The 13957-nt window shown below is 69.4% G+C and carries 20 protein-coding genes; 14 read left to right on the top strand and 6 right to left on the bottom strand.

What is annotated here, in order from left to right:
* Positions 1-10: 10 nt before the first annotated feature.
* Positions 11-994: a hypothetical protein gene (locus tag FV234_RS11855; RefSeq protein ID WP_147829475.1), complete on the bottom strand. Its 984-nt coding sequence runs from the start codon at positions 992-994 to the stop codon at positions 11-13.
* A gap of 98 nt (positions 995-1092) precedes the next feature.
* On the opposite strand from FV234_RS11855, the gene FV234_RS11860 reads away from it, so the two are divergent.
* Entirely contained in the window at positions 1093-1725 is a 633-nt protein-coding gene (locus FV234_RS11860) for a hypothetical protein (protein WP_147829446.1), read from the top strand.
* 10 nt (positions 1726-1735) lie between these two features.
* The gene (locus tag FV234_RS11865; RefSeq protein ID WP_147752056.1) at positions 1736-2380 is read left to right on the top strand and encodes a hypothetical protein; all 645 of its coding nucleotides are present in this window, start codon (positions 1736-1738) and stop codon (positions 2378-2380) included.
* Between the two features lie 33 nt (positions 2381-2413).
* Here the strand turns inward: FV234_RS11865 and FV234_RS11870 are convergent, their stop codons facing one another.
* Positions 2414-3322 carry a LysR family transcriptional regulator gene (locus FV234_RS11870; RefSeq protein WP_147752057.1) on the bottom strand — a complete coding sequence of 303 codons (909 nt, stop codon included), beginning with the start codon at positions 3320-3322 and terminating at the stop codon, positions 2414-2416.
* Positions 3323-3412: 90 nt separating this feature from the next.
* Here FV234_RS11870 and FV234_RS11875 point away from each other — a divergent pair, with 90 nt between their 5' ends.
* The gene (locus FV234_RS11875; protein WP_147752058.1) at positions 3413-3856 is read left to right on the top strand and encodes a PACE efflux transporter; all 444 of its coding nucleotides are present in this window, start codon (positions 3413-3415) and stop codon (positions 3854-3856) included.
* 12 nt (positions 3857-3868) lie between these two features.
* Here FV234_RS11875 and FV234_RS11880 read toward each other — a convergent pair whose 3' ends face one another.
* Genes FV234_RS11880 through FV234_RS11890 form a run of 3 tightly spaced genes read right to left on the bottom strand, consistent with a single transcriptional unit; the run spans position 3869 to position 6583 of the window.
* Positions 3869-4762: an NAD(+)/NADH kinase gene (locus FV234_RS11880; protein ID WP_147752059.1), complete on the bottom strand. Its 894-nt coding sequence runs from the start codon at positions 4760-4762 to the stop codon at positions 3869-3871.
* A 60-nt stretch (positions 4763-4822) separates the two neighbouring features.
* Positions 4823-5809, bottom strand: a complete 987-nt coding sequence (locus tag FV234_RS11885; protein WP_147752060.1) for an SPFH domain-containing protein — start codon at positions 5807-5809, stop codon at positions 4823-4825.
* A gap of 21 nt (positions 5810-5830) precedes the next feature.
* Entirely contained in the window at positions 5831-6583 is a 753-nt protein-coding gene (locus FV234_RS11890; RefSeq protein WP_147752061.1) for an NUDIX domain-containing protein, read from the bottom strand.
* Between the two features lie 211 nt (positions 6584-6794).
* Between FV234_RS11890 and FV234_RS11895 the strand changes: the two genes are divergently transcribed.
* The 6 genes from FV234_RS11895 to FV234_RS11920 all read left to right on the top strand — a co-directional run bounded on the left by FV234_RS11895 (position 6795) and on the right by FV234_RS11920 (position 10118).
* On the top strand, positions 6795-7262 hold the full coding sequence (locus FV234_RS11895; RefSeq protein ID WP_147752062.1) for a hypothetical protein: 468 nt from the start codon (positions 6795-6797) through the stop codon (positions 7260-7262).
* Positions 7263-7363: 101 nt separating this feature from the next.
* Entirely contained in the window at positions 7364-7660 is a 297-nt protein-coding gene (locus FV234_RS11900; RefSeq protein WP_147752063.1) for a hypothetical protein, read from the top strand.
* Positions 7661-7693: 33 nt separating this feature from the next.
* Entirely contained in the window at positions 7694-7993 is a 300-nt protein-coding gene (locus tag FV234_RS11905) for a hypothetical protein (protein ID WP_147752064.1), read from the top strand.
* 334 nt (positions 7994-8327) lie between these two features.
* The gene (locus tag FV234_RS11910) at positions 8328-8513 is read left to right on the top strand and encodes a hypothetical protein (RefSeq protein WP_147752065.1); all 186 of its coding nucleotides are present in this window, start codon (positions 8328-8330) and stop codon (positions 8511-8513) included.
* A 141-nt stretch (positions 8514-8654) separates the two neighbouring features.
* Positions 8655-8903 (top strand): hypothetical protein, encoded by a 249-nt coding sequence (locus FV234_RS11915; RefSeq protein ID WP_147752066.1) that lies wholly within the window; start codon positions 8655-8657, stop codon positions 8901-8903.
* A gap of 477 nt (positions 8904-9380) precedes the next feature.
* Positions 9381-10118 (top strand): Crp/Fnr family transcriptional regulator, encoded by a 738-nt coding sequence (locus FV234_RS11920; protein ID WP_246686182.1) that lies wholly within the window; start codon positions 9381-9383, stop codon positions 10116-10118.
* A 111-nt stretch (positions 10119-10229) separates the two neighbouring features.
* On the opposite strand, the gene FV234_RS11925 is transcribed toward FV234_RS11920, so the two are convergent.
* The gene (locus FV234_RS11925) at positions 10230-10505 is read right to left on the bottom strand and encodes a hypothetical protein (protein WP_147752067.1); all 276 of its coding nucleotides are present in this window, start codon (positions 10503-10505) and stop codon (positions 10230-10232) included.
* A 157-nt stretch (positions 10506-10662) separates the two neighbouring features.
* Here FV234_RS11925 and FV234_RS26195 point away from each other — a divergent pair, with 157 nt between their 5' ends.
* The 5 genes from FV234_RS26195 to FV234_RS11945 all read left to right on the top strand — a co-directional run bounded on the left by FV234_RS26195 (position 10663) and on the right by FV234_RS11945 (position 13343).
* On the top strand, positions 10663-10830 hold the full coding sequence (locus FV234_RS26195) for a hypothetical protein (protein ID WP_187273660.1): 168 nt from the start codon (positions 10663-10665) through the stop codon (positions 10828-10830).
* Between the two features lie 542 nt (positions 10831-11372).
* A complete protein-coding gene (locus FV234_RS11930) occupies positions 11373-11660 on the top strand; it encodes a hypothetical protein (RefSeq protein ID WP_147752068.1) in 288 nt (95 codons plus the stop codon).
* A gap of 12 nt (positions 11661-11672) precedes the next feature.
* Positions 11673-11981, top strand: a complete 309-nt coding sequence (locus FV234_RS11935; protein WP_147829448.1) for a hypothetical protein — start codon at positions 11673-11675, stop codon at positions 11979-11981.
* 374 nt (positions 11982-12355) lie between these two features.
* On the top strand, positions 12356-12766 hold the full coding sequence (locus FV234_RS11940) for a helix-turn-helix transcriptional regulator (RefSeq protein WP_147829450.1): 411 nt from the start codon (positions 12356-12358) through the stop codon (positions 12764-12766).
* 334 nt (positions 12767-13100) lie between these two features.
* Complete coding sequence (locus FV234_RS11945) at positions 13101-13343, top strand: hypothetical protein (protein ID WP_147752071.1); 243 nt, start codon at positions 13101-13103, stop codon at positions 13341-13343.
* Positions 13344-13957 lie beyond the last annotated feature (614 nt).

The following is a 13957-nucleotide window of genomic DNA, read 5'->3' on the forward strand; positions in this document are numbered from 1 at the left end:
GAGGCGAGCGCTACGCGCGAAACGGGCGCAGCAGCGCCGCTTCTTCCTCGGGTCGCCCGCGCCCGGGGGCGAGGCTCTCGTAGCGGCGCGAGCGCGCCAGCACATGCGCGCGGCCGAGGTGGTGCTCGATCGCCCCGTGCAGCGCGACGAAGCTTCGCGGCCAGCCGCCGTCGAGGGCAGGCCGCTCGTGCACCCGGCCTTCATAGCGCACGGCCTTGCGGTTCAGCCGGTACTGCACGTCCGGGAAGACGTCCGACAGCAGGCCGTCGACCCGGTTGCGGCGCGCAAGCCCGACCGAGAGCACGTCGCCCGCCTCCGCCAGGGCCGCAAGCGCCGGGAGGCGGCGGCCGACTGCAAGATCAAGGGTCTCGTCCGCGTCGAGCTGCAGCATCCAGGGATGGTGGGCGAGATCCTGGAGGGCGTTGCGCTGGGCGGCGAAATCGCCATCCAGCGGACGGGCCGCCACGCGGACCGCATCATGCGGAAACCCTTCGTCCGAGACGGTGCGCGGCGACGCAGCCGCCGCGTCGAGCAGGACGACCACGTCGTCGGTCCAGGCCGCGTGGGCCGCGACCGCCGCCAACACGCGGTCGAGGTCGGGCGGCCGGCAGAGCAGGCCGAGGGAGACCGGCACCCGCTCCCGCCCATCGAGGGCGTAGAGGTCGGCCTGCGCGGCCCGCACCGCGTGCGGCCGGCGAAGCTCCGCCCGGCCCGCGGCGTCCTGCGGGCGGATGCCGAGCCCGAGGGCGGTCGCGGCGCTACGCAACGTGTAGAGGTCGAGCCCGTAGGCACCCGCCGGGTCCGGGACGAAGGTCGGGCCGGCGAGCCGCGCGGCGAGGTCGGCGCGGCAGCGGGCCGGGTCGGCGTCCGGCGCCAGCAGCAGGCCGCAGGACGCGCAAGCGATCGGGAAGTCGCGGCGCTCGCCGCCCGGATACGCGAGGTGCCGCCCGCTCGGCTCCAGCATGTCGGCGGCGCAGACGAAGCAGCGGCGCATCATCGATTTCCGATCCTCGACCTGCCCCGGCTTGCCGCGCGGGGCCGACGCCATACCTCCGCTTTTCCCCGCACAAAGTCCGCAAACCCCTGCCGCACGTGAACGCTCCCGTCGATCCGTCCTTCGTCGGCGACGCGCTTCCGCGCCTCGACCGGCCGCTCGCCGTCGTCGGCAACGCGCCGGGGGTCGAGGCCGCAGCCGCGATCGACGCGGCGGCCTGCATCGTGCGCTTCAACAACGTGACGGGCTTCGGCGGAGCCGCCGGCTCCCGCGTCACGCACCTCGCCCTCGTCAACCGCGGCGGGCAGATGCGCGCGTGGCTGGCCGATCCGCGCTTCCTCGATCGCCCTGTGGTTCGCGCAGCGCAAGCCTTCATCCTGCCGTTCCCGATGCTCCCCGCCGAGCACAACCGGCCCGAGCAGACCTGCTGGACCCGCGAGGCGCTGGCCCGGCTCGCGCCCCTGGGCAAGCCGGTCCACGTCCTGCCCGAAGCCTTGCACGAAGAAGGACGGCGTCGCCTCGCTCCCGGCACCACCGGCAGGCCGAACCCGAGCACCGGATACCTGGTGACGCTGGCGCTCCTCCTCGCGCGGCCCGCCGGATCGGAGCCGGTCGACGCCTACGGCTTCGGCTTCGCCGGCTGGCCCGGGCATCCGTGGGCGGCCGAGCGCGCCTGGTTCGCGGAGGCCGAGGCGGCGGGCCGGCTCCGCCTGCACGAAGCCGGACGATGAGGTTTCTCGCATGACGACGCTCGTCACCGTCCTGAAAGGCGGCGGCCGCTACGACGCGACCTGGGTCGAACGCCTTGCCCGGGGCGTTCGGCGCCATGCCCCGGCCTTCGACCGCATCCTCTGCCTCACGGACCTTCCGCTCGAAGTCCCCGGGGTCGAGCGGGTCGCGCTTCGGCAGGGCTGGCCGGCGTGGTGGGCGAAGATGGAGGCGTTCCGCCCCGGCCTGACGCGGGGGACGACGCTGCTGTGTGACCTCGACACGGTCTTCACCGGCCCGGCCGACGCCCTGGCCGAGCCGGGCCTCGCCGCGATGGAGGACTACTTCCACAAGGACCGGCTCTCCAGCGCGCTGCTGCGCTGGGATGGCGACGACCTCGCTTTCCTCCACGCCGCCTTCGCCGCCGAGCCTGAACGCTGGATGGCGGCCGGCTCCTGCGGGCCGGTGCCGAACGGCGTGCACGGCGACCAGGTCGTCATCGACCACCTGATGCGCCGGGCGGGCGTGCGGCCGGCCTTCGTCCAGCGGCTCTACCCCGACCTCCTCGACTTCTACGATCCGCGGCGTGCGGAGCACGGGCCGGTGGTGATCTTCATCGGCGATGCCAAGCCCGACACCGCCGCCGGCCCAGTCCACACCGCCTGGGCGGAGCCCTGACGGGCCCGCGCGGGGGGCCGGCGAAGTCGCTTTTCAGCTCGGCGGCTTCTCGCCCGAGAGGCTGCCGACGCGCTCGGCCGCAAAGCGCGTGCGCAACCAGGCGGCCGCGGGGCCGCAGGGCCGCTGCTTGTGCCAGACCAGTTCGAGGGCGATCGGCCAGTCGCCCGCGTCGAACTGCAGGTCCGGCGTCACGAGGTCGGGCGCGGTCTGCGAGGCGGCGATCACGTGGTCGGTGACGAAGGCCCAGCCGATCCCGTGCTTGACCATCTCCAGGATCACCCAGTGGCTCTCGACCCACCACACCTCGGCGGCCACCCGCAGGCGGCGCTTCTCCGGCCCGTCGCCGCGTGCGGCGACCAGGATCTGGCGGTGGCGCTTCAGCTCCTCCCATTCCACCCGCGCCTTCGCCAACGGATGGTCGCGGCCGCAGACGAGCTTGAGCGGCACCCAGCCGATGGTCTGGAAGCCGAGTTCCGTCGGCAGGACCTCCTGGCGCCACATCACGCCGAGGTCGGCGGCGCCGGACCGCACCATGCGGCTGACATCCTCCATCAGCGGGAACAGCAGTTCCAGCTCGACGTTCGGGAAGGCCTTGGCGAAGTCCGCGAACAGGGCGCCGAGGGCATGCTCGGGGTAGAGCTCGTCGATCGCCACCACGAGGCGGTTCTCCACCCCCTGCTCGAGGCTGCGCGCCACGCCGACCAGGTGCTCGCGGCGGTCGAGCACCACGCGCGCCTCCAGCAGCAGGCGCTCCCCCGCCGGAGTCAGCACCGGGTTGCGGCCGGCCCGGCTGAACAGGGCGAGGCCGAGATCGGTTTCGAGGTTGGCGACCTGGGTGCTGACGGCGGATTGCGCCTTCCTCAGGATGCGCGCCGCGCCCGAGAAGGAGCCGGCTTCGGCCGCCGCCACGAAGGCCTGGAGCTGGTCGAGGGAGACCGCCATCCATCGAATTCCGAGATAGGTTCCAACTTGCGAGCACGAGTATCGCAGATAGAACGCGCTCAACCTATACCAGCTTTACGAGACGAGACCATGCGAACCACACGCGACCGCATCCGCCACGCCATCCTTTTCGAGGTGATCGGGCTCGCCCTCGTCATCCCGCTCGGCTCGACGCTGTTCGGCCTTCCCGCCTCCGACATGGGGGTGATCGGCGTCGGCAGCGCGCTCGTCGCGATGGCGTGGAACTACGTCTACAACCTCGGTTTCGATCGCGCGCTGCAGCGGCTGACCGGGCACACGCGCAAGGGCCTCCTCCTGCGGGTGGGCCACGCGGTGCTGTTCGAAGCCGGGCTGCTGGTAATCCTGCTGCCGCCGATCGCCTGGTACCTCGGCATCTCGCTGGTCGAGGCGCTGGTGATGGACCTCGCGATCGCGGGCTTCTACGTGGCGTACGCCTTCCTCTTCAACCTGGCCTACGACTGGGCCTTTCCGTTGCGAAGCTGGGGCGCGGTCGCAGCGGAGCCCACGGCCTGAACCGCAGCGCGCTCACGCGACGACGAGGTTGAGCCTGCGCGCGGCCGGCCCGAGCTCGACGCGCCGCCCCCAATCGAAGGCGATGAAGTCCTGCTCGATCCCGTCGGCGAAGACCACGCCGCCCTCGTTCATCCGCGAGGTGATGGACAGCGCCGTGCCGGCGAGCTTGCCCGCCCGCACCGTGGTGCCGGTGGCGACGCTCGGGAAGGGCTCGCGCACCCAGTAGCCCACCGCCGACTCCTCCGCCCCGATCCCGAGGGTGAGGCGCGTCGCCTCCCCGATCGAGCGGGCCCAGCCGGTCAGGCCGGTCCCCGAGGCGACGATGAGCCCGCTCGAGGACTGGTCCTCGGCCGCGCCCTCCGCCTCGATCCGGTAGCGCGCCGACTGGTGGCTGCGATGGCCGACGAAGATCTCGTTCAGCGCCAGCAGCCGCTGCCCGGTGTCGAGCACCGCCTCCACCAGGGTGCGGCGCTCGACCGGCGCCGCCCCGGCGGCGCTCGCCGGCAGCAGCGCACCAAGGCGCTCCACCGCGAGACGTGCGAGGGCGCCGTCGTAGAGGTCGGGCGCCGGGTTGACGCCGAGCACCGGCTGGTCGCGCAGGTACTTGGCCACGTTGGCCACGAGCCCGTCCTGGCCCACCGTCACGACCACATCCTCGGGAGCGAACAGGAAGCGGTCGAGGTCGCCGCGTCGCGCCAGCGCCTGTCGCCACTCCCCCGGCACCGCCGCCCGCGCCTGCGCGAGCACTGCGTGGAAGCGGGCGTGGCGCGCCTCCACCTCGGCCAGGTTTTGGCCTCGGCTCCCCAGGAAGAACCGGGCTTGGCCGCGGGTCGCGTGCCGGGCGAGCAGCGCCTCGTAATCGGTCTCGCGGATCACGAACACCGCGCGCGGGGCGATCACCGCCATGGCACACTTCCTCTCATGGCACGCTTCCTCTCATGGCACGCCTCCCATCATGCCACGCCCCTAGCGCGGCAAGGCGGGCGACGGCGCGGGCCTGCGGAACTCGCCGAGCGCGGCGGCCAGCAGGTCCGGCGTCACGTTGAGGTGCTCGATGGTCTCGAGCTTGCCCGCGAACTCGCGGGCGGCGAGCCCGAGGAGCACGGCGGGCGGCAGGTCGCGGTAGATCGCGGCCCGGCGTTGCTCGGCCTCGACGTGGGCGCCCTCGACGAGGCGGATGCGCTCGGCTTCGGCGGCCGCCTCGAGCCCCTGCGCCTCGGCGAGGCCGGCGGCGCGGTCGCGGGCGTTCTCCGCCTCCCGCGCGATGAGCACGGCTTCTTGCCGGGCCAGTTCCGTGCGCGTCTCCAGCTCGTTCTCGGCGATGGCCCGCTCCTTCTCGACCGCGAGGGCGCGGCGCGCGAAGGTCGCGGCGTCGGCCTTCTGCTGCAACGCTTCGAAGGTCGGCGTCTGCAACGCGCGCTCCAGCTCGCTCGACGGCGCGAGGTTGGTGAGCCGCACCGAGACCACGGCGATGCCGATCTCCGCCAACGCCGGGGCCGCCCCCAGCACGGCTTCGAGGGCGAGGCGCAGCGGCTCGGGGCCGGCGTCGAGGAGGGTGCCGACCGGGCTCCCGCCGATCGCCTGCATCACCGTCTGGCCGGCGATGCCGCCGAGCCGCGCCTCGATGCGCTCGATCGGCTCGCCCTGCGGGCGGCCGGTGCGCAGCCCGAGGGAGAAGTCGACACGGCTCGCCAGAAGCACCGGATCGACGACGCGCCAGCCGATCGTGCCCTGGACCACCACGGTCTGGAAGTCCCGGCTGCGGCCGCGCACGAACAAAGTGGTCTCGCGGTCGTCCATCGGCACCTCGCTGATGCTCGCGGTCTCTGGCCGGAACCAGAACACGAGGCCGCGCCCGCTCTGCCGGATGCGGCCGTTGCGGTAGCGGATGACGTGGCTGCTCGCCTCGCTCCTGAGCTGGGCGACCGGGCCGAGGTTGCGGATCGTGGCCATGGGAGCCTCCTTTCGCTGGAATCAGAGCGGCTTGCGGAAACGGTAGAGTTCGGCCGGCCGGAACGAGGTGCCGGCCTCGCGGGCGCCCGTCGGGACGAGCCAGCCGCGGTCGAGCATCCGGCGGCGGAAGGCGGGCTTGTTCAGGGACGTGCCCAGGATCGCCTCGTGCACGTCCTGAAGTTGGCGCAGGGTGAAGCTCTCCGGCAGCAGCGCGAATCCGACGTCGGAATAGTCGAGCTTGCCCCGCAGCCGCAGGATCGCCAGGGCGAGGATGTCGGCGTGGTCGAAGGCGAGCGGCAGGGCTTCGTGGCCCGCCCGGTCGCGCACCGCGAAGGCTGCGACGGGCCCGCCCGCCTCGCCGGCCCAGGACACGGCGATGCGGGCCGCCGACAGCGCCGCGTTCTCCTCTTCGACCTGCGCGAACACGGCCTCGGGCAGGAGTGCCAGGTAGGCGACCGTCACGATCCGCATGCGCGGGTCCCGATCGACCGCGCCGAAGGTGTAGAGCTGCTCCAGGCGCGTCCGCTCGGCCTCGATCGCATCGAAGCCGGCCTTGTCGCGAAGCACGCGCGCCGCCGCCCCGTCGAGGGTCTCGTCCGGTCGAACGAAGCTGCCCGGCAGTGCCCAGCGCCCGGCATGCGGGTGCTCGGCGCGCTCGATCAGCAGCACCGCCGGGTGGCCATCGCTAAGACCGAGCAGGACGAGGTCGACGGTCAGCGCCGGCCGCTCGAAAGCGGTGGGATCGTAGGCCTTCAGAAAGGCATCCTCGTCCATGGCGACACCATATATCTGTTCTGCATCTAACTAAGATGCAGAACAGATATATGTCAAGCTGTGCGGTCGGCTCTGCCGTGCCTGGTGCGACGTCCCTCGCTACGTGAACGAACTCCCAGCAAAATTTGATCGTCACAGCCGCTTCCGCGTTGACGACCCGGATCGGCGGCGCCCAGGGCGCTCGCCTTCGAGAAACACCGCGAGACCTGTCATGACCTGCATCCGATCGAAGAGCGTGAAGGCCCTGGCAATCTCGGCCGTCGTCGCGGCGAGCCTGACAAGCACCGCCTCCGCCGACTGCCTGCGGCGGGTCTACAACCGCTCGACCGCCGTGCTGGTGGCGAGCCAGGACGGAGGCCCCGCCTTCGTCGTCCCGCCGGGGCGTTCGGCCACCGTGCGCCTGTCGCGGCCCGGGCAGATCGACCTGACGGCGTACTGCTCATCGGTGGACCGCTTCGGACGCCCGGTCGCCGGCGGACGGGAGGCCGCAAGGCTCCACTTGGATTACGAGGCGGTGCTCGACCGCTGCTTCATGAAGTTCGGCGACGGGTTCTTCCAGCCGGAGCTCGGCCCGGGCTTCTTCGGGACGACGAATACGGCGCCCTTCACCGTGAACAACCCGAAGCAGGGCGACGTCGTCCTCGGACCTTCCGGTGCCATCTGCTCGCCGGAGAACTGAGCGCGTCTCTGGCCGTTCTTATGAGGAGATCTGTACCGGTCTCGACCTGTGGCGTATTGATGGGACCGAACATGACCGAGCAACACGGGGACGCAACACAGATGTCCGAGGTCCTGCGCCTCATCGGAACCTTGTCCGACGAGGTGCTCGATGCCCAGATCATGAAGCGGCCGGTGCCGGCGGTCCAGGTCGCGGCGTTGGCGGACGCGGCGCGCCTCCTGCAGGACCACGACATCGCCCTGCCGCCGATGCTGCTCCAGGTGCTGCATGGGCTCGATCGCGACGGTGTTTCGCCGACCGGCGACTCGGACGATGACACGTCGGATGCGCCGGACGAGGCGGATCCGGCCAAAGGCCTCAAGAGGTTCCTGCGGCCGTTTCGGAACTCTCGTTCCTAGGTCGGCTTCTCTCGGCACACACTGGGAGAAGACATGACCAAGATCACCACGCTTTCCGGCGCCGCCGCGATCCTGATGCTGACGGCCGGCGCGTCCTTCGCCGCCCCTTGCGCGGTAGGCACGACCACCAACAACCAGGGCGCGTCGTCCTCCGCCGACAAGAGCTCGTTGGCCGACGGCACCTCGACCGCCAAGACCACACCCGGCGCGAAGGCCGAGACGCCCGGAACGGTCGGCGCCCTGAACAACGTCGGCGCCGGCACCAAGCCGGCCGACGGCGAGCAGAAGCCGGCGGAAGGCAAGGTGGTGAAGCCGGGCAGCAACGACTGCTGACCACCGTCGAACGGCCTTTTTCGATCGTCCGATGGCCCTGCCGGTCTCGCCCGGCAGGGCTTTTTGTTTGTGCGCCGGACCGATCAAGGCCGCTTGCGGGGCCGACGCGACGGGTCTCGCCGGAGCTTCACGAGGCGGTCATGCCGGCGGGCGTACAAGCCTCAGCGTCCGCACCGTGCGACGCCCGGGTTCGCCGGAATCCCGCCGTCGACGAGGACGGACAGATCGCCGCGCGGCATGCATCCTCGCTGCACTGCAGCACGGCGCGCCCCATCTCTGGTGCAACGCAGTCATGGACCGTCGCACCCCGGTGCGCCCGACCCGGAGAGCCACCATGTCGAACCTCGAACACCGCGCCGCCGCACGGATCGCCCCTGGATCCGCCTCGGTGCCGCCGCTCGTCCCAAAGCACATCCGTGAGCAGTACGGCACGGCGCTGACCCGCATCCCGCACATCGCGCTCGGCGCCCGAAAGGTCACGACCAGCAAGGCCCTGCCCGCCGTCGGATCGTTCGGCTGAGGGGAGATTTTCGCCGACGCTTCCGGACCGGCGCGCGGTATCCCGGATCGCGGCTACGTCGGAGTCGCCGAGTGATCCGGGACCTTTCGACGGGTGCGCCGGTTGATCAGCGCCGCGTCCGTCAGCGGCCTGGAGTACGCCGTGTACAATCCCTTCTTCTCGTCGATGATGCTCGCCTTCGAAGCCCAGAAGGTCGTCGAGCTTCGCCTTGTCCGGCTCGCCTGGGGCGGCCGCGAAGGCACGGCCGAGATGCAGTCGATGGTGGTCGAGAAGATCCAAGCGGGCATCGAGGCCGCCGGCACGCTGATGATGGGCGGCTCGCCCGAGGTCGTGATCGCGCGATACCGCGAGCACGTAGCCCAAAATACCAAGCGGCTGATGGCGGCGTAGGCTTCGAATCGGGCGGCCGGCACCGGACCGGCCGATCACAGAGCGCCGCGATCGGGCTCCCGCGCGGGGCATCGGGAGGCCTCGTCGGCGCTGATCGCCGAGACACCGCGGGATAGGCCGCGAGCTTTTCCCGTGACGACGGGACTGGCGCCGTCCTTCCCTTGCGACATCCCTGCTTCAACCAGGCATTGCAGATTTAACTTATGATAACGTAGAGACGCGAGGGCTTCGCTATGCGGCTCGAAGGACGGGCCGGTCGCAATCTCTGGTTGGCCAATCGGGATACCCGCCCCTTCGCCCATCGGAGACGACGTTGCCCTGCGCTCATTTCGCCCGCGAGGATGGCGACAGCTGGACCGATGTGAGCGGGAGCGGCGAGTTCCGCGCGCTTCGACCTTTCGGCCGACGCACCCGGATCTCCGGGGATGCCGGGCGTCCGATGTCCGCGCGGGCGCCGCGCCTCGGATCGATCCGCTGGTGAGCGACGCGCTCGGCTCCGACCAGTCGCCGCCCGCGCTGCTGATCCGCAAACTGGCGAGCACCGCGCAGCTCTCGGATAGGGATCGTGGCGCGATCGGGATGCTGCCATTCGCGGTCCGCACCTTCCCGGGGCGCACCAGCATCGTCCACGAGGGTGATGCGCCCAAGCAGTGCTGCCTGATCCTGGACGGGTGGGCCTATCGCTGCCGCACCCTCGCCAACGGGCAGCGCCAGATCTTCGCGTTCTACGTGCCCGGCGACATGCCGGACATCGAGAGCCTGCACCTGCACGTGATGGACCAGGGCCTCGTGGCGATCGCCCAGACCACGGTGGCCTTCGTCGCGCACAAGGACATGCGCGCCCTGATCCAGAGCAACACCAACGTCGCGATGGCCCTGTGGCGCGACACCCTGATCGACGCCACCCGCTGCCGCGAGCGGGTGATCAGCCTCGGCCGGCGGCAGGCCGTCGGCCGGATGGCGCACCTGTTCTGCGAGATGTACGTCCGCCTGCGGACGGTCGCCCTGGCGGACGACCTGCGCTACCTGCTGCCGCTGACCCAGGCCGAACTGGCGGACGCGTTGGGCCTGTCGTCGGTGCACGCGAACCGCTCGTTGCAGGAACTCAGGAAGATGGGGCTGGTCACGCTCCACCGCCGCGAGCTGATCATTCAGGACTGGAGCGGGCTCGCGACGACTGCGGAGTTCGACCCGTCCTACCTTCACCTGATCTGACGATCCGGGCTGCGGATGGCGAGCGGTCGGTCGGCGCATCGGGCGGGGGTGATACGGCGCGGACGGGCCGGTGCGGCCGCCTACACGAACGTGCCGCGCCGGCGGCCGGGATCATTGGGTTTGACGGCGCAGGGCGTGGATCGTTTCGACCGCGGACGAGCCGGAGGTTTCGATGTGGCAGACGAGGCGCAGCGTGAGCAGCGTGGAGTCGGCGTCGCGGATCGTCACCACGATGAAGCCACCGCGTCCGTCGCCATCGAGGTCGGAGACGTAGCGAGCTGCGCACGAGATCGCGTGCGCCCGCGCCGCCTCGATGTCCGACAGCTCCGTGCCCGCCTCGTCCCGGAGGTCGATGCCGTCATGGATGTCGAAGTAGTATCGGACCATGCTCCCCCCGGCATACATCGCTAACCTATGTAAACAGAGTCCTCGACACCGAGCACTCTGGCGGGATATGACCCATATTGGTGATGGGCAGGACTAGCCTTATGCATCGAACGACGCAAGATGTAACCCCACGGTCACAATGGCGATAGAGGTCAAGGTGCAGGAAGAGACCATTGGCGCCATTGGCGACGCCGTCGACCTGCTGATACAGGCTCGCGAGCGGCTTGAAGCGCATACGTCGTCGAAGACGCGCCTACTCCTCGACATGCTTCTTCTGGATCTTGCCGAACAGTTGGCTGCTTTCGCCGAAGAGGCAAAGCATTGACGGCAGGTGGACCGATTTTTCGCCGGCATATCGTCCGAATCGGATTCACTTATGACGCTTTCGGCGAAGTCGAGGGTGTCTAACGTGAGGCGCGCGCCTCCCGTGATGCGAATGCCCCCGCTTTGCTCAAGTGCCTTTCCCCTTCGGCGGGCGCGAACGACGTTCAAGACGCTCAGAAGCATAGAGTGCGAAGAGAACGCAGCTTTAACGAAGCCTTTACTACGTTGAGGGATAACCAAGAAAACAACCCTCGATTGCGTCTGGCCGATGTACCTCCCGCTGATCGCCGCACTGATGATGCCCTGCGCCCTCATGGTGGTCGCGGTCTCGGTTGCCGGTCGCGGAGACCCTGACGACCGGTGGACCAAACTATCCCACTCCACTCGTCGCCTGATGGACCTGTAGGCCGAGCATGCCGCCTCTCGCGAGCCACACCTCGCGCCGTAGACTTTCGTCCGGCGACGAACCGGCGTTTCGTTTACGGCGCGTTAACCATTGCAACCGGAAGTTGATATTACAGGTTCTCGAAGACAGGTGATCACGTGGCTGGTCTTGCGCAACTCGAAGAACAGGCGGTGGAGAGGCTGACGCTCCGTCTTGTCGAGGACGCCTATTACGACCTCGCGGCGGTGGTGCAGGCGGCCAAACCCCAGGCCGCGGCCGCGCTCCTGGCGGTGATGGAGCAACGGGTGACCGACGTCCTCACCCTCCTGTGCCGGACCCGGTCCGAAGGCGAGCGCTCGGAGGTGATCGCGCTCGCGGTCGGCGAGCGCATCGCCGAGATCATGGACCAGGCGCATGGACGCCCGTCGCACGTCCGCGCCGCCTAGGGAGATCGCATCATGACCGTCGACCGCAGCGCCGGCTTCGAGAAACGAGCCGTCGAAGGTTTCCTCGGCGTCGCCTTGCAGGTCGCCCTGGTCCGCCTCGGCGAACTCTCGGGTGGACGGGCCGAAGAGGCGCTCGACCATTACGAGCATTCGCTCGTCCAAGCCCTTCGAGGTTTGACCGGGCCCGAGGTAGCGAAGCTATCGACGAAGACCGCAGTCGAGGATACGATCGTGATCCTGCGCCGGGCGATCGACCGCGCCAGCCGGACGATCGCGGAAGGCGAAGCTTCGACGATGCGGCGCTCGCCGATCGCAGCCTGACCGATCACCGATCGGCCGTAGGCCAGCAGAGTGATCGCAGGTCGCAGCCGGATGAGATCGACCGCGGGCGACGATGCCTTTTCTCTCACGTTCGCTGCTTGCAACGTCGCGAGAGGTGTTGGTCAGCGCAGTAAACGCTTGCAGCGAACGGACCGCGCGGAGCCCGCCTGCGGCGGAGGACGAATACTGACGGCGGGTCGCAACAGTAGCATCTGCGCAGGCACAGCGACCGGCTAACGGTCAAGCTATGTCGAATTTGCAACCCCGGGTTGATCTCAGGTGTGAAACTCAATCGCGCGCAATGCGTATTGGGTCGTGTCCGGACCGGCGACGACGCCGGCTCGGCTTCCTCCGACCTGAAAGCGACCGTTCCGATGATGCCCACGCATGCGCCGAAGCTCACCACCGATGGCGATCGGTCGATCGGAAGCCGCATCGCGGCGTATCGGACGGCGCAGGGCCTGAGCCAGACTGCGCTCGGTCAGGCTCTCGGGGTGACGTTCCAGCAGGTCCAGAAATACGAGAAGGGCCGCAACCGCGTGGGCGCCGCCCGCCTTCAGGCGATCGCCGACTTTCTCGGCGTACCGGTCTCGACCTTCTTCGATGAGCCGGCCGACGCCGTCGACGGACGCGAGTCGATCCAGCACCTGCTGCAGGACCCGGAGGTGATGAGCCTGGTCCGGACCTTCGCCGGCATCTCCGACGCGGCGACGCGCCGCAACGTTCTCGCCATCGTCAAGGCCGCCGCCAGCCTCGCAACCACTCCTCCGGCGTCGGTCGAGTGATGCGGCTCCGACCGCGGCGGGTTCGGGGTGTCGGACGGTACAACCGACTTTTCAGTCGTCGCGCGTTGAACGCGTACAGCCTCACAAATTATCTTTTAGTCCCAGACAAGATATTTTTGATACTGCGCCGCCGTTTTATTGCCATGTGCGCGCAGCGCATGGCGTGACTTGGTCTTCGATGGACGAATGCGGTCGAAGGGCGGCAGTATAAAAGAAGAACTACGAATTTCCTGCATTATGTTGCGTTGCAAAATCCGCATATCGCACCGCACCATTTCCGTGTTTCAATCTCTTGGTCGGTCGGCTCTGCAGGCGACCCAACCGGAGATTCGTCATGCGCTTCACCCACGCCCTCACCGTTGTCGCCCTCGTTTCGGCGCCCTTCGTCGCCGGCACCGCGATGGCCGGCGAGCCGCTCAACCTCACCCCGCCGCTCTACCGCGAGCAGGCCCGGACGATCCGGCAGACCCGCGCGACCAGCGACATGCTCACCACGCCGCAGCCGGTCATCGCCGCCAAGCCCGTCGAGGCCCGCCGCGTCGTCGAGGTGGTCGCCGAGGCCAGCGCCGCCCGCTGATCCCGCGATCGGACGGCCGACGCGGCTCCTCGAACGAGCCCGCTGCCACCTTGCGCCGGAACACCGCCCGCCTCCGGCGCGGGCGGGGCTCCGGCGGATCGCGTTTGACGGTCTGAATATTCTACGCACGGCGCGGCCGGTCTCTTCCGCGAAGGAGACCGCGTCGATCGCAAATCCGTAGCGCGGAACCTCGCCCTATCGGATCTGCCGTTGCGCGGCCTCCCGCCCGGCAGCAGCGTGGAACCGAAAACGAAGACGTGATCGTCACGCTGGGGTCGGTCGCGCGCCCGAGGACGTGCCGAACGCAGGACGTGGCCTCGGCCGTCGAGCACGACGGTTAGGCGGTCGCCGCCCCGCAGCACTTCCCAAAATTTCTTCTCGCGTGAAGCCGATCCGAGCCGGGCGTTTGACCCTCGGAACGAGGACCGGCGCAAGGCTTAAGGCCCCTTGCAAGCTTGCGGCGCGCCTTGGGATTGGGAAGGCCCGAGTACGGTTCTGGGACCGGGTCCCGCCCATCGCCCCGGCGCTCGCCTCCGCCATCCAACCGCACAAGCACATGACGGTCGAAGCCGGCGGCAAACTTTGGTTCTGTCTGCGCCGACCGCGCACCTGCC

This window comes from Methylobacterium sp. WL8 (assembly GCF_008040045.1).
Classification (GTDB): Bacteria; Pseudomonadota; Alphaproteobacteria; order Rhizobiales; family Beijerinckiaceae; genus Methylobacterium; species Methylobacterium cerastii.